This is a genomic window from Agromyces sp. Y182 (assembly GCF_059445385.1).
The window spans coordinates 234941-255247 of sequence record NZ_JCAIUF010000002.1 but is presented as its reverse complement, the minus strand read 5'-3'; the positions used below and the strand labels follow the sequence as shown (position 1 = coordinate 255247).

The following is a 20307-nucleotide window of genomic DNA, read 5'->3' as shown; positions in this document are numbered from 1 at the left end:
CGGCCGGAAGCTCGCACGGCAGTGACGCGCGGCGGCGGGGCGCTCCTGTGCGGCCGAAAGGAACAAACCATGGACAGACCCCTCGCCGGGTTGACCGGCCGGAACTTCATGCGCGAGGCGGTGGCCGGCGTCACGCTGCTCGCGATCGCCGTCCCGCTCAACATCGGATACGCGCAGATCGCCGGTCTCCCTCCGACGGCAGGCCTGTACGCGCTCGTCGTCCCGGCCGTCGTCTATGCCCTGGTCGTCTCCTCGCGTCAGGTAGTCGCGTCTCCCGATGCTGCGGCTGCTGCCCTCGTCGCGTCATCGATCGGGGGACTCGCGGTTGCCGGGAGCGCCGATTACGTGACGCTGGCGTTGGCCCAAGCCATCCTCTGCGGCGTGATGTTCGCACTGATGGCATTCTTCAAACTCGGTTTCCTCGCCAACTTCCTCTCGAAGCCGATCCTCGTCGGGTTCGTCGGCGGCCTGGCGCTCGACATCCTGGTGAGCCAGGTCGCGAAGATGCTCGGCGTGAAGATCGATTCGGGTGGGGAGTTCGTCGAGAAGGTCGGTGATCTGGTCGGCGGGCTGGGGACGATGAATGCCTGGTCGATTGCGATCTCCGTGGCTGCCCTCGCCGTGCTGCTGATCGGACGGCGACTCGCCCGCGCGGTCCCGTGGGCGCTCATCGTCCTCATCTTCGCCACGATCCTCGTCGTGACGGCCGATCTGGACAATGCAGGCGTCGACGTGCTCGGCACGGTGGAGGCTGGGCCGCCGACACTCACATGGCCGGTCATCGACTGGGCGACCTGGCTGCTCCTCATCCCCTCGGCGATCGCCCTCACCATGGTCACGACCGCAGAGGGACTGCTGGTCTCCCGGGCCTACGGGGAGAAGAACGGCTACGCGACGAAGCCGAACCATGACTTGCTCGCTTTCGGGCTGGGTAACATCGCAGCCGGAGCGACCGGCGGATTCGCCATCGGCTCATCGACGTCGCGTACGGCCGCGATGGACCAGCTGGGGTCGAAGACCCAACTCCCCTCCCTCATAACCGCGGTGGGTACTTTCTTGCTGCTCATCTTCGGTACAGCATTGCTCGAGGAGATCCCGTCACCCGCGATCGGGGCCATCGTCGCCGTCGCGGTCGTACCATTGCTCGGCATCAGGGAGTTTGCGCAGCTCTGGAGACTCGACCGATTCGAGTTCACGATCGGCGCCGCCTGCTTCCTCGTCACCGTGTTCGTAGGTGCGATTCCCGGCATCATCGTCTCGTTCGTGCTCGCACTCATCAATATCGTCAGGCGCGCGTCGAGGCCAAGCATCGACATCCTGGCGGCGGATGACGACCCACTCGAGTCGCTCGTATCGGCAGCGCCGGTGGGAACTTTCAGCGCCCCGGGAACGATCGTCGTGCGCATGGCGGCTCCGTTGTTCTTCGCCAATGGCGCCGTCTTCGATGACGCGGTCAAGAGAGCAGTGGTGGCGGTTCCAGGGGGCGCTGGCGCCGTCGATCATCTCGTCGTGGATCTCGTCGCCGTCGACGATGTCGATGTCACCGGGGCCGAGAGCTTCGAGTCGCTCAAGGAGTGGCTTCACGCGAACAGGGTCGAGCTGAGTTTCAGCCGGGTGCGTCCGGACGCTCGTGCCCGGCTCGTTCGCCTCGGCATCCTGACCGCAGAGAAGGTCTTCGATACCAATCGGGCGGCGATCGCGGCTCTGCGCCGTCGCTGACGGTTCCGTGCTCGCGGCCGAGGATCGTCACGTCCTGCGGCACTGGTTGCACTGGAGCGGCGGCAGTTCTACGATTCGAACGTGACCGACACCGCTCGGATCGCAGCTGCGGGGGCAGTCGAACTCGATCAGCTGTTGCTGGAAACCAAACTGGCGATTCCGCTCCCTCGAGACGGCCTCGTTAGCCGTGTCGATCTCATCGCGTCGGGGCGCAACAGCGGCCGCCGGGTCGTCGCGATCAGCGCACCCTCCGGCTATGGGAAGTCGACTCTCCTCGCGGAATGGGCCGCACTCGAGCAACGGGCCGTCGTCTGGTCGACGCTCGACCACTATGACGACGACCCCGCGATCCTGCTCTCGTTGCTGGCATCTGCATTCGTGCGTGGCACAGGGGCCGACCCGTCTCTTATCACCGACATGCGCGGTCATGCCACGTCGGCCCTCGGCCGCGCGGCACCGCGGCTGGCCGCGGCCCTCCGCGCGAGTACGACTCCGTTCGTGCTCATGCTCGACGACCTCCACGAACTCAGTTCGCCGGCGTGTCATGACGTGCTGAGCGTCGTCATCACCGGGATCCCCCAGGGGTCCCAGATAGTGGTGGCCAGCCGCATCGAGCAACCGCACGTCCCGCGGCTCCGCGCCTCCGGCGAAACGATCGAGTTCGGCGTCAACGACTTGGCGTTGGATGCCGCCGCAGCGCAACACATCTTCGCCGAAGCCGATGTCGCCCTGACGATCGATGATGCTGAGGCCGTCACCCGATCTACGGAAGGCTGGCCGGTCGGCCTCTACCTTGCGGCCGTTATCGCGCACGACACCGCCGACCAGACGATCCTCCTCACCGGCGACGACAGATACGTCGCCGACTACCTGTACCGGGAATCATTGGCCGGACTGCCGAGTCGATTGCAGTGCTTCCTCCGGCGCACCGCGGTCCTCGACCAGTTCTGCGCAGACCTCTGCGACTCCGTGCTCGATGCAACCGGTTCTCAAGGGCAGTTGCGGGAACTCGAAGTCTCCAATGTGTTCCTGATCCCCCTCGATCGTCGCCGCGGGTGGTACCGCTACCATCCACTCTTCCGCGAGTTCCTGGAAGCCGAACTACGGCAGGCGGAACCAGAGCTGATCACACCCCTCCATACTCGCGCAGCGGACTGGTACGAATCCCACGGATCGCCGGCCATGGCGATCGAACATCTCCTTGCCACTCCCGAACGTGACCGCTGCGTGCGCCTCGTCGCCGAGAACGCCCTGACGATCTATCAGGCAGGCCAGATGGCGACCGTTCGACGTTGGGTCGACGTGCTCGGCGAGAACGCGGTTGCCGACTACCCTCCGCTGGCGGTCCTGGCCGGGTGGATCGCGGTGATGTCGGGGCACGCCCGAGAATCGGAGAAGTGGGCGAACCTCGTCGAGGAGGCTTCGTTCGACCTGCCGCCAGTCGACGGCACAGCATCATTCGCGTCTGCCCGGGCGATGCTCCTGGCAATGATGTGCGCAAACGGGCCGGATCAGGCCACCGCCCACGCCACTTTCGCCCTAGCGCAGGAGCCGCCTTCGAGCATTTGGCGTGACCAAGCGGTTTACATCGCAGCTGAGATGCACTTCCTCAACGGAGACGTGGACGCCGCGGAGCTGATGTTCTCCGAGGCATCTGAGCTGAGCAGAGCCACCGGCAACAATGACGTCCAAGTGCTCGCTGATTCCGAACGCGCGATGATCGCCATGGATCGTGGCCGGTGGGTGGAAGCCGTCCAACTCGTCGGCGCGGCCCTCGCATCGATCGCGAACCACCGCCTCGACGACTACTCCATATCGGTAGTGGCGTTCGCTGCGGCGGCCCGGCTCGCCCTTCACCGCGGCGACCCGACAACAGCAACGACGGAGCTCACTCGAGCGATGCGCGCTCGCCAGTTCTGCACCTCAGCCCTCCCTACCCTGGCCGTCCGCGTGCGCCTGTGTCTGGCGAAGACGTCCTTCGCCATGGGCGATCACGCGGCGGCTCGTCACCTGATGCGCGAGGCCGACGATCTTCTGGTTCGTCGCCCGGCGCTCGGGGCCCTCGTCGAGGATGTGTCCGATTTTCGGGCCATCATCGATTCGGGCGCTGCGGAGTCAGCCGGAACGGCGCCTTTGACTCCTGCCGAGCTGCGGCTGCTCCCGTACCTGCAGACGCATCTCACGATCCCCGAGATCGGAGCGCGCCTGTTCATCTCCCGCAATACCGTGAGCACGGAAGTGGGTTCCATCTACCGCAAGCTGGGCGTGTCATCGCGAAACAACGCCGTGAACAGAGCCCTGGCGATCGGCCTACTCGGCGCGTAGCCCAAAGTGCGACAGCGCATCCCGGTGGCGGGCAACTCCGGACCGCTTCAGTTCCGGCCGCGGGTAGCGCACATCGATGGATGGCCTGCGGTGTAGTCGCCCGAGCGGCTCCAGAGGCGCCCGATCACGGTTCACATTCATTTGTGTTCCCACACCTTTGTCTGCGCGCGCATGAGAGTCGAGGGCTGCGACGCCGCCTATTCGGTAGAGCTGATGCCAGCGTTGCAAGGTCCGGGCCGAGATCCCGGTCTCCCGAGCGAGGACTGCGAGCGGGATCTGGTCTTCGACATGAAGCCGAAGAACACGCCACCGCCCCGCCGCGTCCACGAGTCACCTACACGGTGGTGCTCTCCCGCGCCGCGAGGGCCTGCTGATGCCGGTAAAGAGTGGCGCGGCTCCAGCCGACGAGTTTCGCGGCGTCCTCGGCGGTGCGGCCCTTCGCCCTCGCTTCCGTGACGAGCTTGAGCTTGTCGGCAACGACGACGGGATCCGACAGAGGCCGGCCGAACTTGGTGCCACCCTCCCGGGCGGCCGTGATCCCGGCGTTCACCCGCTCGGTAATCGGCTCGCGCTCGTACTCAGCCAAGGTGGCGAGCATGTTCAGCATCAGCCGACCCGAGGTCGTCGACGGGTCGATGCCATCAGAGATGCTCTGCACCTGCACATCCCGCTCCCGGAGCAGCTTCACCGTGTTCAGCACATCGATCAAGGATCGCCCAAGGCGATCGACCCGCCACACTACGACGGTGTCACCGGGCTGGGCGTACTCGAGGAGCTTCTTCATTCCGGGGCGTGAGATCGCGGTCCGGCTGCCGGAGGTGACGTCGGCGAAGATGTCACGCTCCTGGACGCCGGATTTGACCAGGGCGTCGACCTGCAACTTCGCGTCCTGGCTTCTAGTACTGACCCGCGTATAACCGAGATGTCTCACGAGATCATTCGTGCCGCAGAAACTGCTAGAACGGGTGGCGCAAAGACACTTTACGGTGAGACGTATTTCCAAGACAGATCGCGCCGCGGAACCCGCCACTTCAACGCGACTGTGGAGTTCGCCGTTCTTTGGCGGCATTCTGTGATCGCTTTGTGTCGTTAATTGCCGATGACGAGGATGCTTGCGGCGGCTTCGATGACGTCGTCAGTGATGGTGTCGAGTTGGTTGATCTTGAGAACGCGATTGATCTGAGGGAAGAGTCGTTCGAGCAGGCGGAAGTTGCCGCGGGTGATGCGTTCGATGGCGGCAATGGCTTGCGCGTCGGTGAAGTCCTCCGGGTCGAGGATTCTGCCCAGGCGTTTCCAGTGACGGTCGAGGACGAAGAGGAGCTCTTCGCGGCCGAGGGCGCGGTAGTGGTGTGAGAATCCGAGGCGGCTGTAGAGCTGGGGGTAGTGGCGGAAGCGTTCGTCGATGCCGGGCATGCCGATCAGGATCATCGCGAGATGGGTGCGGTCGTGCTGGTCCCGGAGCAGTTCCAGGGCGGTGGGGGTGAGCCGTTCGGCTTCGTCGATGATGAGGAGTTCGACGAGGCGGGTGACGTCGTTCTGCCTGACTATTTCCGGCTCGGGTATGAGGGAGCGGAGGTGCTCGTCGGCGCAGATCCCGACTTTCACCTGCCAGTGGTCGATGCCGTGCATGAGGTCTTTCGGTCGGCAGAGGACTTCGGGTGTGTAGAAGACGGTGCGGGATCGGCTCGCCAGGGCGTAGTGCTTCGCGTCGTGATCACCGCGGGGTCCCCACTCGTTGATGTACGGCTCGAGGGCATCCCAGTTCGCGTAGCGGCGGGCGGAGTTGGTTTTCCCGACGCCGGCGGCACCGTGGCAGATCCCGATGGTCTTTTCTTTGCGGACGGCGTTAGCGAACTCGGTGAAGCGTCGGTGTTCTTTGGTGACGATGAATGCCTGGTTCATCACTCGTCCTCTTCATAAGTACGCAGCTTCGGCCGCCGCTTTGTGGGTTCGGGGGTGCGAGGTTTCTCGCGGGTGGCAACGGTCGGGATGCGATCGTTGATCGCGCGACGTAGCTGCTTGCGGCGGGTCCGGCGGGCGGTGTCTATGTCGCGGAGGCTGAGGCGAAGGTTGGGGTGGGCTTCGTCGATGGCGGTGCAGATGAAGGTGTCTCGGTCGTAGACGCGGATCTCGGAAATATCGCGCGGGTCGTACCGGATGGTGATGGTGTGACCGACGAACGGGGCGAGGGTTGGGGCGAGGTAGCGCTGGCCTTGGAAGTGGATGCCGTCGCGTTGAACGACCCGGTTCTTCGGAACAGTAAGGAGAAGCCCGTCGAGCTCTTGAAGGCTGTCGGGCATTCGCGGAAGCCACCCGTCCGCTACCCACGCGTCACGGGGTGAGATCCCCAGCTCGCTGTGGGTCCGGTCGTTGTAGGTGCCGACGAACTCGCCGATCGCACGATCGAGGCTGGCGAGGTCGAGGGCGGGCGTTGGTGTCCGGCTGCCGGGTCCGAGGTGACCCGGGAGCGTGGCTAGGAGTTCGGTGTTGACGGTGCCGAAGAACCGTTCGATCTTCCCGCGGCCCTGGGGTCGGCCGACAGTCGAGTGGATGATTCTGACGTGCAAGGCGACAGCGGTTCGCTCGAGGTGGTGGCTAATGAAGTCGGAGCCGTGATCGACGTGCAAGATGTCCGGGATGCCGCACTGACTATGACAGCTTGATTCAGGACCGGGATGACGGCCTGATTCAGGACCATCTCTCTGATTACCGGTGTGTTGTGACGGTTTGATTCAGGACCACCCTCGACGGTTGTCGTGCTCTCATTTCGGGGGCGTGGAACTGAGGTGGTCAGATGGGAAGTCGCGTGGACCTATTCGCACGCATCCGACGAGATGCTCGGGCCGAGTCGCTGGGCATCCGTGCATTGGCGCGGAAGTACCAGGTCGGCCGAGACACGGTGCGGCTGGCGCTGGCGCAGGCCGAGCCGCCGCCGCGGAAGACTCCGGTTCGGGTGTCGCCGAAGTTGGGCCCGTTCAAGCTGTTCATCGACGCGATGCTGACGCAGGATCTGGATGCACCGCGCGAGCAGCGACACACCGCGACGCGGATCCTCGCCCGTCTGGCTGATGAGCACGGGGCGACTGAGCTGTCGTATCCGACCGTGCGGGACTACGTTCGTGTTCGTCGCGCCGAGATCGATGTCGAGGGCGGACGCCGGGTTGAGGTATTCGTCCCTCAGGAACATTCGCCGGGGCAAGAGGCGGAGGTCGACTTCGGTGAGGTGTGGGTGATCCTGGCCGGGGTGAAGACGAAGTGCCACATGTTCGTGTTCCGACTCTCGCACTCGGGCAAGGCCGTGCACCGGGTCTACTCGACGCAGTCGCAAGAGGCGTTCCTCGAGGGCCACATCGACGCATTCGAAGAGATCGGCGGCATCCCGACCCGGCATATCAAGTACGACAACCTGACCGCCGCCGTGCAATCGGTCCTCTACGGGAAAGGGCGAAGCCGTGTCGAGAACGACCGGTGGGTGCTGTTCCGATCCCACTACGGGTTCGACGCGTTCTACTGCCAGCCCGGCATCGAGGGTGCGCACGAGAAGGGCGGCGTCGAGGGCGAGGTCGGCCGGTTCCGCCGAACCTGGCTGTCACCGATGCCCGAGGTCGACTCGCTCGCACAGCTGAACGAACAGATCCGCGGCTGGGACGACCGCGACAACGGCCGGCGCATCAACACACGTATCCGGACTGTTGGTGAAGACTTCACGGAAGAGCAACCGTTGTTGGCGGCGCTGCCGTTCGAGCGATTCGATCCAGGCCTGCAGTTGCATCCCCGCGTTGACCGGTCGAGCTTGGTCACAGTCCGGATGGCGAAGTATTCAGTCCCGGCCCGGCTGATCGGCCGGCAAGTGCGCGTGTCACTCCGCGCGTCTGAACTCGTCGTGTTCGACGGGCACACCGAGGTCGCCCGGCATCAGCGGGTCGTAGCCCGCGGCGGCGAATCGATCCTCCTCGACCACTACCTCGAGGTGCTGCGGCACAAGCCCGGCGCGCTCCCAGGATCATCGGCATTGGCCAAGGCCCGCGAGCAAGGCATCTTCACGAACGCGCATGATGCGTTCTGGCAGGAAGCCCGCAAAGTCGACGGCGACTCTGCCGGCACCCGCGCACTCATCGACGTATTACTGCTGCACCGCACGATGCGTACCGTAGACGTGACCGCAGGGATCAGAGCTGCCCTGACCGTCGGCGCCGTGACCGCGGACGTCGTCGCAGTCGAAGCCCGCCTACACGCGGGTGGGTCTGTGTTGAACCGTCATCCCGTTGAACAAACCCCGAAGCATGAGCAGCGAGTTGTCAGCCTCACGCAACGACGTCTCGCGGACCCAGCAGCGGTGATCGCGGGGCTGCCCCCTGACCGGCGCCCACTGCCGTCCGTCGCGCACTACGACGAACTCCTCAACCGAAGACCAGTCCCGGCAGAAATCACCGATGAGAAAGAAGGAACCACGGGAAGATGAGCACGCCAACCAAGATCACCAGCACCTTGCGCCGCCAACGCGGGATGACCGAAGAAGCAGCAGCCGCGGCCGTCGATCAAGCCTGCCGTCGGCTACGTCTTCCCACAATGCGCGCGGTGATGGACGAAGCCACCCGAGCCGCTGAACGCGAGCAGCTGTCCTACCAAGGATTAGGTTTTCGAGACGGGGCAGACCCATCCAATTCTCTTCGTGCCTAGGTGCTCATACATGTCTATAGCGGGCCCTCAAACGTCCAGACAGCGACCACGATCCAGTCTTTATTGAAATCGGGGCGTGGGCATTTTGAGGTTGCGGGCTGTGCGTAACGTGTCGTTGAGGACGGCGCGCGGTTCGGTCGCGTGCGGATCAGTGTGCGCCGCGAGGCTCACGCGTGCGATCGGGAACTTAGTCGTTGCCCATGCCGCAGTTGTGCCGATGAGGCGAGGAAAGCGGTATGGCATGAGAGCTGCGCGGTGCTGGCGGAGGTCAATACCTCTTGCCTCAAGGACGGGGAGTAGTTCTCGAGTCCTCAAAAATGCTTTTCTGAACGCCAGACCATTTCCGATCATTGCGGCCATTGAGCCTGTCTGGATCGCTTGGGCGAACATGCCCGCGTCGGAGATGAAGTGAAGCCACAGCCGCCCCCTCATGTCCTTTTCCTCGTTGATGTCGAGCCCTGCTTGTTGGAATGCGGCGCGGACATCGAGTTCGCGCGTGCTCAGCGGCATGGAGGTCATACCGATGGTGACGGATCTGAACAACGCGCCGTGGAGTATGCCGTCTACTCCGTACCCGCCGCCGGCCATCGGCAATCCAAAGATGACTTGATCGGCAGGAAGAGGCGCGATGGCGGCTAGTGGCTCTTCCCAAATGTTGCCGAATACCAACACAGTCGCCCTACCGATTCGAGGAGCCAGGAACTCCACGGCTTCAGCGAGACGGTGATGGCCTACGCTCAGCACGATGAGATCGAATCCATCCTCCGGGGAGATCGATTCTCGCACTGCCGTCTGGAACGATTCCTGCACTCGCTGGCCACGCGCCTTGCGACGCGCGTCGATGAGGTCCATCCTGACGTCGCCGCTGTAGTCGATGGAGCGACCTGGACGGACGTAGAACTCGACCTCGTGCCCGGCGGATTGAAGTACTCGCCCGTAGATCGTCGCTATCGTTCCGCGCCCGAACATCAAAATACGCATGCTATTCCTTCGAATAAGGTGGAGTCCATCTCCGTTTATCAGAATATGGAGACAATCTCCGTTTGTCAAAGTAGGAAGATCGTGGACGTGCCAAGAGTGCCAAGGGCAGATGCCCGCCGAAATAGGGAAGCAATCGTGGCGGCCGCACGATCGGCGTTTGATCGCGACGAACACATACGCTTCGACGATTTCGCGGCACGTGCCGGCGTGGGCATCGGCACTCTGTATCGGCACTTTCCCACAAGGGAATCGCTACCGGCCGCGGTCTATGGGGGTGAGATGGCCGCGCTCCGCGACCAAGCACACGACTCGACGCGCTCGCCTGGCGAGAACCTCGAAGCATTCTTGCGCGGTTTCGTAGAGTATGTCGTCGAGCACGCAGGCCTCGCGCGAACTCTTGCAGCTGTCGTCGACCCTGCGACCCAAATCGAGGGCGGAACCGAACTCGAACACACGGTTTCCGACCTCATGACTCGCGCGGCCGTCGAAGGGACAGTCCGCGCCGACATTGAGCCGGGCGCCGTGATGGTTGTGCTTCACGGCATCGGTTCCGCAGCAGACCGCCCCATGTGGGCATCAGAATCGCGCGCGGTAGCGGAGATACTGATCGCCGGGCTAAAAACGTCCCGGTAACTCGCTCCTCCAAGCGGCAGCCCGCGTTCTCGCCACAATTCACGCCAAATAGCGATCACAGAACGCGGCCAAATATCGGTCAGCTCCACAACGCGACGCTTCGGAGGAGGTTCCTTGTCTCGGAAAGCTCTACTATTTCGAGACGCCGCCAGTCGCAGATAAAGCACGCGGGTCACTTCAGGAGCTGCTCGGAGCGGTCCCAAAGGTCGCGTGCGAGGTCAGCGTCAAGGGCGAGCGGGTTCAGCTTTTTTCCTGCTGTGCGTTTCGCGTAATACTCCCCCGATACCCATGTTTCACCCGGGGTGCCCTCGGCGAGCCAGGCGAGCTGGTCGGCGCCGTTCTCCGGTGTGGTGAGCAGCAGCTTCCGGGTCACAGGGTTGGTCACGATGGTCTTCATCAGCCGACTAGTCGTCTCTGACGCAAAGTTGGTTGCAATATTTCCTGGGTAGAACGCAGCTGCCGATAAACCCCGGCTGTGGAATCGACGGTGCAACTCTTTGGTGAAAAGGGTGTTCTCGAGCTTCGCCTGTCCATAGGCGCGGACAGCTTCGAAGTTGCGATCCATATTGAGGTCGTCGATATCGATCGCCTTACCCAGACCTCCGTGAAGCGTACTCGTCTGAATGACGGTTGCTTGTGAGGCGATGAGTTTGTCCATCAGCAAGCTGGTGAGCAGGAACGGGGCGAGGTGGTTGATTTGAAAAGTCTTTTCAAACCCGTCGATAGTCTTCGTCGGGTCCCCGAACACACCGCCGGCGTTGTTGGCCAGGACATCAATCCGCGGGTAGGCGGTTTCGAGATCGGCGGCGAGCTTGCGTACGTCGTCCAGGCGGGCGAAATCAACGATGAAGTGATCGGCGCCAAGCTCAGAGGCGACGGCGCGCGTCTTCTTTGCGGAACGACCAACAACAACTACATGGTGTCCATTCTTGTGGAGTTGGCGCGCAGCGGCAGCACCAATTCCGTCGCTGGACCCAGTAATAACGATGACCTTGTGAACGGACACGATGAGACTTCCTTCCTAAGCAAAACAGTGACCCAATTATGACACACCATCCCATTTGAGAATGGATGTAGCATTGTGGGCATGGTCGATCAAATTGCTCCTCGACGAGGTGGAGCGCGTGTCATGGCCCGGCAGGCAATGACGGCTCAGGTTTCCGCCATGGCTTTCGACCTGTTCGAAGCGAAGGGCTATGAAGCGACGACTGTCGATGACATCTGCGCCGTAGCGGGCATCTCTCGCAGCACCTTCTTCCGCTACTTCTCGTCGAAGGACGACGCGCTGCTTTCCGAAGTCGCAGACTCTCCAGTTGAACTTCTACACGCGCTGAGATCCCGCCCAGATGATGAAGCACCGTGGCTTGCACTCCGGCGATCGTTGGATGTGCTGATCCAGCGCTACGCAGCAAATCCGGACTCAGCGCGGCGCTTGGCGCGACTGATCACGACCACCCCTGCGCTGGCAGCGAAGCACGGCGAAAAGAACGCCAGTTGGCACGAGATCCTGAAACCAGAACTGGCGCGCCGCCTCGGAACGGACCCCTCCGACGCCTCCGACCCGCGTCCGGCCGCGCTCATTGCTTCTGCGCTCGGCTGCGTCGATGCCGCGATCAGCTCGTGGGAGAGCGACGATCACACGCGCCCGCTTGGAGAGCTTCTCGACATCGCCATGGACACCCTCCCTCTCAGTCACGGATAGGTACGTAAGGGACCGCGGCACGACTCGGCTCAAGTCTTCTTCGTGGGTCTCCTAGCAAAGATACTTGCGCTGCTAAAGCCGTACGTACCCGTGGGAGGACGGCCATAGAGATTCGCCCTGGGCAACCTTCCTGCCTAGATGGTCTTCGAGACCCCGGCATCGACGACCCAGTTGGCGCCATGGACGCTAGCCGCGAGTGGCGAGACGAGGTAAGCGATCGTGGTCGCAATCTCTCGTGGCTCGATGAAACGGCCAGTGACCATTCCCATCTGTGACGGGCCCCAAAGCGCTGCGTTTTACACCCACTGTTCAGCCACTCATTCCGCCAGGTCTTCGACGTCATAGCCGAGGGCCAGGGCGATTTCGGGTGCTGCGGCGACGACGCGGGGCACACCGACCACGGAGCTGACCGCGATGAGCACGTCGACGATCTCGTCAGCCGACGCCCCCGCACTCACTGCTGCATCGGCCTGCTCGCCGAACGAGGGCGCGGCTGCGCCAATCGCGACGAGGGCGGCGATCCTGCACAGCGAGAGAGTCTTCGGATCGATACTCGTGGTATCCGCAGCGGTCACGGCGCTGTCGTCTGCAGCGCCGGCTTGGTTGATAGCCAATCGACGCAACCGTTCCGTGTAGTTCGAAGCCACGTCATCCTCCCCATCATCCGTGGGCGGGTGGTTCCGGCCCCCGAGTCCGGCGGGCGGCGGGGCGGAACAACTCCGGATCCTCACCACCATTGGATGACATCGCCGCCGCCACCGCATCACATAGATGAGGTGAATCGTTCGCTCGCACCCTGACGCCGAGCGACTCACGAACGTGAAGGCGTATCCGGCGTTCGGAGGCTTCGATACCGACGAACCCGTCGACACCCATCAGTTCACGCGGATCACATGACGCGCTCGTATCCCGGCCGCGTTACTGTGCTCTCGCCGACATCCACCGCGAGAGGGAAGGCCGCCGATGTCCGAAGCCAATTCCGCACGACCGGGCGCTGTGACGTTGGTCAGCGTTACCGTGTGGATCGCGGGAGCCATCAACGTCGTCACCGGGATCCTCCTCCTGTTCCAACTCGGCAACAGTGAGCTCGTGAGCAGGTTCGGTGGCAGCGTGGCGCTGACCAGCTTCGCCAACGCCACGGCCATCCTCGGTGCGGTGACCATCTTCATCGCGACGGGCCTCCTCCGCGGCAGCAATGGTGCACGGGTCGTCATCACGATCCTCCTCCTCGTCTCCGTCGGGGCCGCCGTCCTCCTCGCGGTGGCCGCCCCCGGCTTCCTCTCGACCGCGATCCTCAGCATCGCGGTTTCCGTCACCGCCCTCGTGCTTCTCTACGTCGGCCGAGCCGGGCAGTTCTTCAGGGTCTGAGATCAGTTCGACCGCGCGGTCGGGATGGAGGATGTCATGCTCGAGTCATTCGTATGGGGAGCCATCGCCGCCTCATCCCTCGTCATCGGAGCGCTCGTCGCCTTCTGGTTCCACATCTCCCTGAAGTGGATCGGGCTGATCATGGCTTTCGGTGCCGGTGTGCTCATCAGCGCTGTCGCCTTCGACCTCATCGAGGAGGCCGCTGAAGCCTCGACCGGCACAGGGTGGGTGGCGTTCGGTCTTGCCGCAGGCTGCCTGGTCTTCTTCGGCGGGGATTGGCTCATCGATCACATGGGCGGCAGTCACCGCAAGGATCTCGACGGCAAACAGGAGGATGGCTCGCCCCTCGCGATCGTCCTCGGCAGCGTGCTCGACGGCATCCCCGAGTCGATGGTCATCGGGCTCACGATCTTCCAGGGCGGCGAAGTGGGAGTCGCCTACCTCGCCGCGGTATTCATCTCGAACCTGCCCGAATCCATCGCCTCCTCCACAGGATTGCTCACCGGAGGGTGGAAGAAGACCCGCGTGCTCTGGATGTGGATCGGGATCGCGGTCGTCTCGGGTCTCGCCTCCCTCGTCGGCTTCGCCGTATTCCAGGAGGCGTCTCCCGACACCGTCGCGTTCGTACTGTCGTTCGCGGCGGGCGCGATCATCACGATGCTCGCCGACACGATGATGCCGGAGGCGTTCCACCACGGCGGCAAGCTCGCCGGGATAGCCACCACCCTGGGCTTCACCGTCGCGTACGCGATCCACGTCATCGCCTAGCAGCGCAGTCTTCATCGGCGGAAGAAGCACATGCCCATCCGAGTCAACGACAACAGAAGGAGAATCATCATGGACAGTCCGAAGCGTGCCGCCGCACGGAGCGCAGAGACCCTCGAGTCCCGAATCGGCACCCTGCAGTACCCGTTGGGATACCCGACTGCGGAGACCTCACAACGGCTCTTCGACGAGATGGACTTCCAACGCGCGGTGCAGGCATACCTCTGGGCCTACCCAGCCGTCTCCTTCGAGTCGATCCGGGTCACCGCGAAGCACGACCTCGGCATCGACTACCTCGACCTGGGCATCGCAGACAACTTCGTCGACCCGAAGTCGCTCTGGCTCACAGCGAACGACACCACCATCTATGCGTTCGTGAACTTCGACCTCGCCAACGGCCCCGTCGTTATCGAGATCCCGCCGGGCGCCATCGTGGGTCTGGTCGACGACTTCTGGCAACGATCCGTCATCGACGTCGGACTGCCCGGACCGGATGCCGGCAGCGGAGGCAGATTCCTCCTGCTCCCCCCTGACGACGAAGGCGACTATACCGTCGACGGGTATTACACGGTGCGAGCAAATATGAACGACCACAACATGCTCGTCCGCGGAATCATCGTCGACGGAGACAAGCCCGACGCCGTGCAACGCATCCGGAACGTCAAGGTGTACCCGTGGACTGATCGCGACGACCCGACGCCGAATCGCTTCGTTTCGATCTCGGGAGAGGAGATAGACACGACTCCCCCGGGCGGTCTGGAGTTCTGGGCACGACTGTCCAGGGTGATCGACAACAACCCGGTGCAGGAGCACGATCGCTACTTCATGGCGATGCTCAAGCCGCTCGGCATCGAGAAGGGCGTGCCCTTCCAGCCCGACGCGCGCCAGACAGCCATCCTCGAGGAGGCCGCAGTGCTCGGCGATGCGATGGCGCGCAACGTGATGTACGAGAACACCAGCCGAATGACCGGTGCAACGGCTTTCCCGCACACGCAGTGGGACTGGGTGATCCTCGTCCGCCCCGACCACGAGGCCGAGTACTACAGCCAGCTCGACGAGACCACCCAGTACACCTACGGAGCCATCTACCTCTCGCCGGGCATCGGAAAGATGGTGCCCGGCCCCGGTGCCACCTATGTTCAGGCATTCAGAGACCGGGACGGCAACCACTTCGACGGCGGCCGGGGCTACCGTCTGCATATCCCAGCGAATCCTCCGGCTGCGGCATTCTGGTCGCTGACCCTCTACGACACCGAGACGCGCTCCATGGTGCAGAATCCGGCGAATGATGCGGCCCGCTCCGGATACGACGAGCTCGCGAAGAACAGCGATGGCTCCATCGACATCTACTTCGGTCCCGAACAAGGCGGAGATTCCACGAGCAACTGGATCGAGACGGTGCCAGGCAATGGGTTCTACCCGATGTTCCGCTGCTACAGCCCGACCGCACCGTTGTTCGATGGCACGTGGAGCCTGCCCGACGTGGAGCCGCTGTGAACGGACGCCGGTGACACTTCCCCAAAGAGCTCAGCGAAGGAGTCATGAAATGCCCACTCGTACGTCTGCCTGCAACTGCGGACAGCTCACCCTCACCTACGCCGGACCCGATCCGGCGCGCATTTCCCTCTGCCAGTGCTACGAGTGCCAGCGGCGCACCGGCAGCGTCTTCAGCGTCCAAGCACGTCTACCCAGAGAGCACGTGACGATCGAGGGCGAGTCCACGACATGGACATTTCCCACCGAAGGCGGGAAGCCGGTCGACTATCTGTCCTGTGACAGCGGAGGCGCCACCTACCACTTCTGCCCCCAGTGCGGTTCGACCGTGTACTGGGAACTCGCCGTCGCACCCGACATGGTCGGCGCAGCAGTCGGCACCTTCATCGATCCCGACTTCCCACCCCCGGTGATCGCCGGCTTCGAAGCATACGGCCCCGACTGGGCGATGAACCCGTCCGCGCTCGGCATCCCGCACCACGAGTACGACGGCATCTCCCACGACGGCAAGCCCGCGTGAGTTCGGGGTGAGGTCCACTCAGCGCCGCCCGTGTGAAGTCAGTGAGGACACGGATGGCGCCGGTTGAACCCGGCGCCGCGGATCGCGGCGCCACCTTCCGACACGAGAGGAGAACTGCGGCTCGAGATCGTGATCTGGATCGAACGGACCTACCACCGCCGACGCCGGCAACGTGGCCTCGGGTAACCGACCCCGATCGAGTATGAAATGATCGCAAACGTCGCACTCGCGGCCTAACCAAGCGAGTCAGTCATACCGACAGCAGTCCGCACGACAAGATGCGTGCTCTCGGGATGGCCCCGGTGCCGTTGATCGCGTCGTTGGCGCGGATATTCCGGGAGACCGGGGTGGCGCGGGCGGAGCCTCGGAAGAAGCCGCGGGCCGCGTATCGGCGGTTCGTGCATCCGGGGCCGAACGCGTGCTGGCAGCTTCTTCCTCGGCTCGGCCCGGCCTTACGGCTAAGCCGGAGGGGACCCGGCCGATTGATAAGGAGCGAGCACGGTTGCTCCCTAGGAGCAGAACTGCAACGCCGTCCCCACGGACGGGAGCTCAGGATCACCGCGTCAGGGCACGCGCCACGGCGTCGGCCGGCCTCCCCTTCCAACTCGGCCCGTGCCCGGGCAAGAGCAGAAGAGCATCAATCTGCGCGAGGGTGTTCAGGGACTCTCGCGCCGTCTGTTCATCTTCATGGAACATCGGAAGGAGCATCTGGGGCCCGGCGCTGTGGGAGGTTCGGTGCGCGGTTACGAGAGCGTCGCCGACGATGACGGTCCCCTCGTCCGCGAAGTGGAACATTGTGTTGCCCGAGGTGTGGCCCGGCGCAGCTATCGCCGCGGGCGCCCCGGGTAGGTCGACCGTGCCGTCTGAGCGGCGGGGCAGCTTCTTCGCACTCGGGACGCCCAACTTTGGCTTACCCTCGACCAACGGCAGGATCCCTGCCGCCCACGCGAGGACTCCGGGACGGAAGATATTGCGTAGAACGTCAGCGGGCCCCACTTGCTCGATCCGTTCGCGGTGCAGATGGGGTACTTCCTCGTCGCGGCCATAGACGGGAACCCCGTACTCAGTGGCCAACCAGCTCGCGCCCCCGATGTGATCCGCATGTGCGTGTGTGAGCAGCACCGCCGCAACATCCGCGGGGTCCTTTCCCAGCCGCTGCAATGATTCCTTCAGCAGTCCACGCTGGCCCAGATATCCCGAATCAATAAGCAGGACCCCGTCTGCGCCGTCATAGATCACCCAGTTCGTGTGCTCTGTGGTCACGAAGTGCAGCCGTGAAGTGGTCTGTTCGACTTTCATGTTTTCTCTCGCATCTGTTGTTTCGATGATTGATGGGCGATGGTCGCGACGGACTCGGCCGATCTGGCGCCGTGGTGGAGCCTCACCTTCCACCACGTTGTGTCGGTCACCGCGGTTCATTCGCTTCACGGCGCGCCACGCGACTTCGGCGCGAGGTGAGCCTGGCTGACACCAGGGCGTGAGCCAGGCCCCCCGTGCGTGAGGACGCGTCAGCGACGCTGTCACCCGGAGGATCGGGTGCGCCCCGGATCAGTTATCCGCCTTGGTGTTCATGCGGGTGGTGGTGAGTAAGCGTGGACGGCGGACACCGGCTCGAAGCCCATCCGGCGGTATACCGGTTCACCGTCGCCGCTGGCCTGAAGGGTAGCGAGCGGCATTCCTTCTTCCCGAGCGCGGACCAGCGCGGCAGAGACAAGGGCAGTAGCCATACCCCGACGGCGATACGCCTCCTGCGTCGCGACCAGGTAGATCCCCGCGACCCCGCCTGCCAGCAGCAGTTCCGTGGTCGCCCGGATCTCCCCATCCGCCGTAAAGGCGTACCTCACGATGCGGCCGCCGTCGTCGCCGCGTGCCTCATCGATGCGAGCGGCGCGCTCAATCTCCGACTCCGGCAGCCACATGGCTGAGGCCCAGCCTCGAACCCACTCGGTGTGATCGCCGCCGGGGGTCCACTCGGAGACCCCAGGCAGTTGCGCGGACGGGAGGTAAGACGACGACCGGGTGAGGTCGAGCTCCATCACCACGGTGTAGGTGTAGTGCTGCGCACCCCACGCGGTCAGCACATCGCGTGTTTCCGGGTCAGACTCCTCGGTCACCTCCCATATCCACGGCACGCCGGCAAGACGCTCCCGGGCGGTTTCGATTACCTCCCGCGGATGAGCTTGGTTGTGAGAGATCCCGTTCAGCCGCGAATATTGCAGCCCGCTCCGGTAGATGTTGAGCGGGCCATCGGTGGAGTATTCCCCGCCCCACCCCTTCCAGTACTGACGGTAGTTCTCCCACTGAGGGGCGAGATCATGCCGGTTGTTCACGCGAAGGCGCTTCCTTCTCTTCAATTGCGTCTTGGGCAGGAAGGTTTGTGCGGTGTGAATCGGCAGATGGGGTCCACCTCAACTGGTAGGTCTTCGGTTCGGCTCACGCCGCGCGCTCAGCGGGCTCCGGCTTCCTTACATCCTCGAGAGCTCTCGACCACGCGATGAGCTGATCGAACAGAGTGTTGATGAAGCCGACCTGGAAGTCCCCGGGGGTGAAGGTGGCGAAGTTCTCGAACTCAGTCATGAGCGAGAGAGTGAGGGTCTGGCGGACGGTCGCCACCTGAAGCTCGGCCAGCACTAGCCGCAGATGCTCGATCGCGCGTGCGCCACCCACCCCGCCGTAACCCACCAGGGCAGCGGCCTTGTTGTTCCACTCGGCGTGCAGGTAGTCGATCGCGTTCTTGAGCACCCCGGATGTGGAATGGTTGTATTCGGGAGTGACGAAGATGTAGCCGTCGAACTCGGCGATCTTCTCGGACCACTTCCTGGTGTGATCGTTCTTGTACTGGCCGGTCGCGGGCGGCATCGGCTCGTCAAGGTGCGGAAGCGGGTAGTCGGCGAGGTCGACGAGTTCGAACTCCGCGTCGTCGCGCTTCGCGGCCTGATCGAGCACCCAGTCGGCGACCTGCTTGCCGTTGCGGCCGGGGCGGGTGCTCCCGAGGATGATGGCGATCTTGGTCATTCTTATTGCTCCTATGGTTGGGCTGATTTGGGGAGGGGTGGGATCGCCCGCCGCGACGAACCTCTGGGTGATCCGTGCAACGATTGACACGTCAATAATGCAACATTGATGTTGACATGTCTATTCCGAGGAGGAGAGATGGTCGAAGGCCACCGCACGATGCCCACGCACGAGCAACTGCGTATTTGGCGGGACTACATCGAGACATCAGAAGTACTTCGAACGCGCCTGGGAAGTCGGATGCAAACCGAGTCGTCACTGTCGGCGGGCGACTATGGCGTGCTGCTTGCTCTTACCGAGGCACCGGCGCACACCCTGAGATCGTCGGAGCTGGCAGAAATCGTCGGATGGGAGCGGAGCCGGCTCTCGCACCATCTGGGTCGGATGGAGAAACGCCAGCTCATCCGCAGAGCACCCTGCGTTGACGACCCGATCGGCGTGAACGTGATCGCGACGGACCACGGCCGAGACATGTTCCGGCGAGGGTCGGTCCCACACCTGCGTGCCGTGCGCGAGCTGTTCGTCGACGCGCTCAGCCCCGAGCAATTCGGTCACCTCGAGGAGATTTCGGTTGCACTGCGTCGCCACCTCGACCTCCCCACCACGCCGCCGCGAGGATCTCCCTGACGAGCGGAGGCAGGCGCGGCGCACCCCTTTCGACCGGGGCCTTAGGACTCAGGACCGCTCGGTGGCGGCCACAGTCCGCTTCTGAAGGTTCTCCGAGGCCCACGCGCCGAGCTGGTCGAGGATTGGCAAGAGGCTCTGCCCGCCGGCAGTCAATGCGTACGAAACCGCCACGGGTGGCCCGCTTGAAACCGTTCGCGCGACGAGACCGGCTCGGGCAAGTTCGCTGAGCCGCTCGGAGAGCACTGTGTCACTGATTCCGCCGACGGCGCGACGCAGCATCGCGAAAGAAGCGGGCCTCGGACCGAGCGTTGCGACGATCATGCCGTTCCATCGCTTACCCAGGACGCTGAAAGCGAGAGTCACTGCGGCATCGCAAGCAGCCACCTCATCGCGCGCACCCATCTGCCCATTCTACGGTGGTAATCTTTCACGAGGCGCTTTGCAAAACAAAGTAACTAGGCTTTAATGGGTCAGAACA

The 20307-nt window shown here is 63.6% G+C and carries 22 protein-coding genes and 3 pseudogenes; 12 read left to right on the top strand and 13 right to left on the bottom strand.

Annotated features, from left to right (window positions below):
- Positions 1 to 69: 69 nt before the first annotated feature.
- Positions 70 to 1719 carry a SulP family inorganic anion transporter gene (locus AC1C2R_RS15800; protein ID WP_495380575.1) on the top strand — a complete coding sequence of 550 codons (1650 nt, stop codon included), beginning with the start codon at positions 70 to 72 and terminating at the stop codon, positions 1717 to 1719.
- A gap of 81 nt (positions 1720 to 1800) precedes the next feature.
- Complete coding sequence (locus AC1C2R_RS15795; protein ID WP_495380574.1) at positions 1801 to 4044, top strand: winged helix-turn-helix domain-containing protein; 2244 nt, start codon at positions 1801 to 1803, stop codon at positions 4042 to 4044.
- Here AC1C2R_RS15795 and AC1C2R_RS15790 read toward each other — a convergent pair.
- The 5 genes and pseudogenes from AC1C2R_RS15790 to AC1C2R_RS15770 all read right to left on the bottom strand — a co-directional run.
- Positions 4030 to 4371 (bottom strand): helix-turn-helix domain-containing protein, encoded by a 342-nt coding sequence (locus tag AC1C2R_RS15790; protein WP_495380573.1) that lies wholly within the window; start codon positions 4369 to 4371, stop codon positions 4030 to 4032. The genes AC1C2R_RS15795 and AC1C2R_RS15790 overlap by 15 nt on opposite strands.
- 7 nt (positions 4372 to 4378) lie before the next feature.
- Positions 4379 to 4975, bottom strand: coding sequence for a recombinase family protein (locus AC1C2R_RS15785; protein WP_495380572.1), 597 nt, complete (start codon positions 4973 to 4975; stop codon positions 4379 to 4381).
- A 158-nt stretch (positions 4976 to 5133) separates the two neighbouring features.
- Positions 5134 to 5946: an AAA family ATPase gene (locus AC1C2R_RS15780; protein ID WP_495380571.1), complete on the bottom strand. Its 813-nt coding sequence runs from the start codon at positions 5944 to 5946 to the stop codon at positions 5134 to 5136.
- On the bottom strand, positions 5946 to 6344 hold the full coding sequence (locus AC1C2R_RS15775) for a Mu transposase C-terminal domain-containing protein (RefSeq protein WP_495380570.1): 399 nt from the start codon (positions 6342 to 6344) through the stop codon (positions 5946 to 5948). Before AC1C2R_RS15775 ends, AC1C2R_RS15780 begins: the two co-directional genes overlap by 1 nt.
- A 171-nt stretch (positions 6345 to 6515) precedes the next feature.
- Positions 6516 to 6683 (bottom strand): annotated as a pseudogene (locus tag AC1C2R_RS15770) (TnsB C-terminal domain-containing protein); the annotation flags it as partial.
- A 155-nt stretch (positions 6684 to 6838) separates the two neighbouring features.
- Between AC1C2R_RS15770 and istA the strand changes: the two are divergent.
- Together istA and AC1C2R_RS15760 are read left to right on the top strand one after the other, a co-directional pair.
- Entirely contained in the window at positions 6839 to 8506 is a 1668-nt protein-coding gene (istA, locus tag AC1C2R_RS15765; RefSeq protein WP_495380569.1) for an IS21 family transposase, read from the top strand.
- Positions 8503 to 8676: pseudogene (locus AC1C2R_RS15760) on the top strand (IS21-like element helper ATPase IstB); the annotation flags it as partial. The gene istA and the pseudogene AC1C2R_RS15760, both read left to right, overlap by 4 nt.
- A 108-nt stretch (positions 8677 to 8784) precedes the next feature.
- Here the strand turns inward: AC1C2R_RS15760 and AC1C2R_RS15755 are convergent.
- Positions 8785 to 9705, bottom strand: a complete 921-nt coding sequence (locus AC1C2R_RS15755; RefSeq protein WP_495354155.1) for a ketopantoate reductase family protein — start codon at positions 9703 to 9705, stop codon at positions 8785 to 8787.
- A gap of 135 nt (positions 9706 to 9840) precedes the next feature.
- Between AC1C2R_RS15755 and AC1C2R_RS15750 the strand changes: the two genes are divergently transcribed.
- Positions 9841 to 10338 carry a TetR/AcrR family transcriptional regulator gene (locus AC1C2R_RS15750; protein ID WP_495380568.1) on the top strand — a complete coding sequence of 166 codons (498 nt, stop codon included), beginning with the start codon at positions 9841 to 9843 and terminating at the stop codon, positions 10336 to 10338.
- A 172-nt stretch (positions 10339 to 10510) separates the two neighbouring features.
- Here the strand turns inward: AC1C2R_RS15750 and AC1C2R_RS15745 are convergent, their stop codons facing one another.
- The gene (locus AC1C2R_RS15745; RefSeq protein ID WP_495354156.1) at positions 10511 to 11344 is read right to left on the bottom strand and encodes an SDR family NAD(P)-dependent oxidoreductase; all 834 of its coding nucleotides are present in this window, start codon (positions 11342 to 11344) and stop codon (positions 10511 to 10513) included.
- 81 nt (positions 11345 to 11425) lie between these two features.
- On the opposite strand from AC1C2R_RS15745, the gene AC1C2R_RS15740 reads away from it, so the two are divergent.
- The gene (locus AC1C2R_RS15740) at positions 11426 to 12040 is read left to right on the top strand and encodes a TetR family transcriptional regulator (RefSeq protein ID WP_495354157.1); all 615 of its coding nucleotides are present in this window, start codon (positions 11426 to 11428) and stop codon (positions 12038 to 12040) included.
- A gap of 134 nt (positions 12041 to 12174) precedes the next feature.
- On the opposite strand, the gene AC1C2R_RS15735 is transcribed toward AC1C2R_RS15740, so the two are convergent.
- Both AC1C2R_RS15735 and AC1C2R_RS15730 read right to left on the bottom strand, forming a co-directional pair.
- Positions 12175 to 12303: an SDR family oxidoreductase gene (locus AC1C2R_RS15735; RefSeq protein ID WP_495380567.1), complete on the bottom strand. Its 129-nt coding sequence runs from the start codon at positions 12301 to 12303 to the stop codon at positions 12175 to 12177.
- A 54-nt stretch (positions 12304 to 12357) separates the two neighbouring features.
- On the bottom strand, positions 12358 to 12615 hold the full coding sequence (locus AC1C2R_RS15730) for a carboxymuconolactone decarboxylase family protein (protein ID WP_495354159.1): 258 nt from the start codon (positions 12613 to 12615) through the stop codon (positions 12358 to 12360).
- Between the two features lie 388 nt (positions 12616 to 13003).
- Here AC1C2R_RS15730 and AC1C2R_RS15725 point away from each other — a divergent pair, with 388 nt between their 5' ends.
- The 5 genes and pseudogenes from AC1C2R_RS15725 to AC1C2R_RS15705 all read left to right on the top strand — a co-directional run.
- A complete protein-coding gene (locus tag AC1C2R_RS15725; protein WP_495354160.1) occupies positions 13004 to 13408 on the top strand; it encodes a hypothetical protein in 405 nt (134 codons plus the stop codon).
- Between the two features lie 36 nt (positions 13409 to 13444).
- Positions 13445 to 14176 carry a ZIP family metal transporter gene (locus AC1C2R_RS15720; protein WP_495354161.1) on the top strand — a complete coding sequence of 244 codons (732 nt, stop codon included), beginning with the start codon at positions 13445 to 13447 and terminating at the stop codon, positions 14174 to 14176.
- 69 nt (positions 14177 to 14245) lie between these two features.
- Positions 14246 to 15670 (top strand): DUF1254 domain-containing protein, encoded by a 1425-nt coding sequence (locus AC1C2R_RS15715; RefSeq protein WP_495380566.1) that lies wholly within the window; start codon positions 14246 to 14248, stop codon positions 15668 to 15670.
- Between the two features lie 49 nt (positions 15671 to 15719).
- Positions 15720 to 16187, top strand: coding sequence for a GFA family protein (locus AC1C2R_RS15710; RefSeq protein ID WP_495380565.1), 468 nt, complete (start codon positions 15720 to 15722; stop codon positions 16185 to 16187).
- Between the two features lie 260 nt (positions 16188 to 16447).
- A pseudogene (locus AC1C2R_RS15705) lies at positions 16448 to 16618 on the top strand (IS481 family transposase); the annotation flags it as partial.
- Between the two features lie 124 nt (positions 16619 to 16742).
- Here AC1C2R_RS15705 and AC1C2R_RS15700 read toward each other — a convergent pair.
- From AC1C2R_RS15700 to AC1C2R_RS15690, 3 genes are all read right to left on the bottom strand, one after another.
- Positions 16743 to 17486, bottom strand: coding sequence for an MBL fold metallo-hydrolase (locus AC1C2R_RS15700; protein ID WP_495380564.1), 744 nt, complete (start codon positions 17484 to 17486; stop codon positions 16743 to 16745).
- Positions 17487 to 17755: 269 nt separating this feature from the next.
- Complete coding sequence (locus AC1C2R_RS15695; RefSeq protein ID WP_495354165.1) at positions 17756 to 18517, bottom strand: GNAT family N-acetyltransferase; 762 nt, start codon at positions 18515 to 18517, stop codon at positions 17756 to 17758.
- Positions 18518 to 18620: 103 nt separating this feature from the next.
- Positions 18621 to 19202, bottom strand: a complete 582-nt coding sequence (locus tag AC1C2R_RS15690) for an NADPH-dependent FMN reductase (RefSeq protein ID WP_495354166.1) — start codon at positions 19200 to 19202, stop codon at positions 18621 to 18623.
- Positions 19203 to 19340: 138 nt separating this feature from the next.
- On the opposite strand from AC1C2R_RS15690, the gene AC1C2R_RS15685 reads away from it, so the two are divergent.
- Complete coding sequence (locus AC1C2R_RS15685; RefSeq protein WP_495380563.1) at positions 19341 to 19829, top strand: MarR family winged helix-turn-helix transcriptional regulator; 489 nt, start codon at positions 19341 to 19343, stop codon at positions 19827 to 19829.
- Between the two features lie 48 nt (positions 19830 to 19877).
- On the opposite strand, the gene AC1C2R_RS15680 is transcribed toward AC1C2R_RS15685, so the two are convergent.
- Positions 19878 to 20231: a winged helix-turn-helix transcriptional regulator gene (locus tag AC1C2R_RS15680; protein WP_495354168.1), complete on the bottom strand. Its 354-nt coding sequence runs from the start codon at positions 20229 to 20231 to the stop codon at positions 19878 to 19880.
- Positions 20232 to 20307: the final 76 nt, after the last annotated feature.

Bases quoted from the DNA above. Each gene is read 5' to 3' on its own strand.
- istA (WP_495380569.1), top strand. From the start codon at position 6,839: ATGGGAAGTCGCGTGGACCTATTCGCACGCATCCGACGAGATGCTCGG.
- AC1C2R_RS15700 (WP_495380564.1), bottom strand. From the start codon at position 17,486: ATGAAAGTCGAACAGACCACTTCACGGCTGCACTTCGTGACCACAGAG.
- AC1C2R_RS15725 (WP_495354160.1), top strand. From the start codon at position 13,004: ATGTCCGAAGCCAATTCCGCACGACCGGGCGCTGTGACGTTGGTCAGC.
- AC1C2R_RS15690 (WP_495354166.1), bottom strand. From the start codon at position 19,202: ATGACCAAGATCGCCATCATCCTCGGGAGCACCCGCCCCGGCCGCAAC.
- AC1C2R_RS15735 (WP_495380567.1), bottom strand. From the start codon at position 12,303: ATGGTCACTGGCCGTTTCATCGAGCCACGAGAGATTGCGACCACGATC.
- AC1C2R_RS15740 (WP_495354157.1), top strand. From the start codon at position 11,426: ATGGTCGATCAAATTGCTCCTCGACGAGGTGGAGCGCGTGTCATGGCC.
- AC1C2R_RS15715 (WP_495380566.1), top strand. From the start codon at position 14,246: ATGGACAGTCCGAAGCGTGCCGCCGCACGGAGCGCAGAGACCCTCGAG.
- AC1C2R_RS15780 (WP_495380571.1), bottom strand. From the start codon at position 5,946: ATGAACCAGGCATTCATCGTCACCAAAGAACACCGACGCTTCACCGAG.
- AC1C2R_RS15775 (WP_495380570.1), bottom strand. From the start codon at position 6,344: ATGCCCGACAGCCTTCAAGAGCTCGACGGGCTTCTCCTTACTGTTCCG.
- AC1C2R_RS15800 (WP_495380575.1), top strand. From the start codon at position 70: ATGGACAGACCCCTCGCCGGGTTGACCGGCCGGAACTTCATGCGCGAG.
- AC1C2R_RS15680 (WP_495354168.1), bottom strand. From the start codon at position 20,231: ATGGGTGCGCGCGATGAGGTGGCTGCTTGCGATGCCGCAGTGACTCTC.
- AC1C2R_RS15755 (WP_495354155.1), bottom strand. From the start codon at position 9,705: ATGCGTATTTTGATGTTCGGGCGCGGAACGATAGCGACGATCTACGGG.
- AC1C2R_RS15720 (WP_495354161.1), top strand. From the start codon at position 13,445: ATGCTCGAGTCATTCGTATGGGGAGCCATCGCCGCCTCATCCCTCGTC.
- AC1C2R_RS15685 (WP_495380563.1), top strand. From the start codon at position 19,341: ATGGTCGAAGGCCACCGCACGATGCCCACGCACGAGCAACTGCGTATT.
- AC1C2R_RS15710 (WP_495380565.1), top strand. From the start codon at position 15,720: ATGCCCACTCGTACGTCTGCCTGCAACTGCGGACAGCTCACCCTCACC.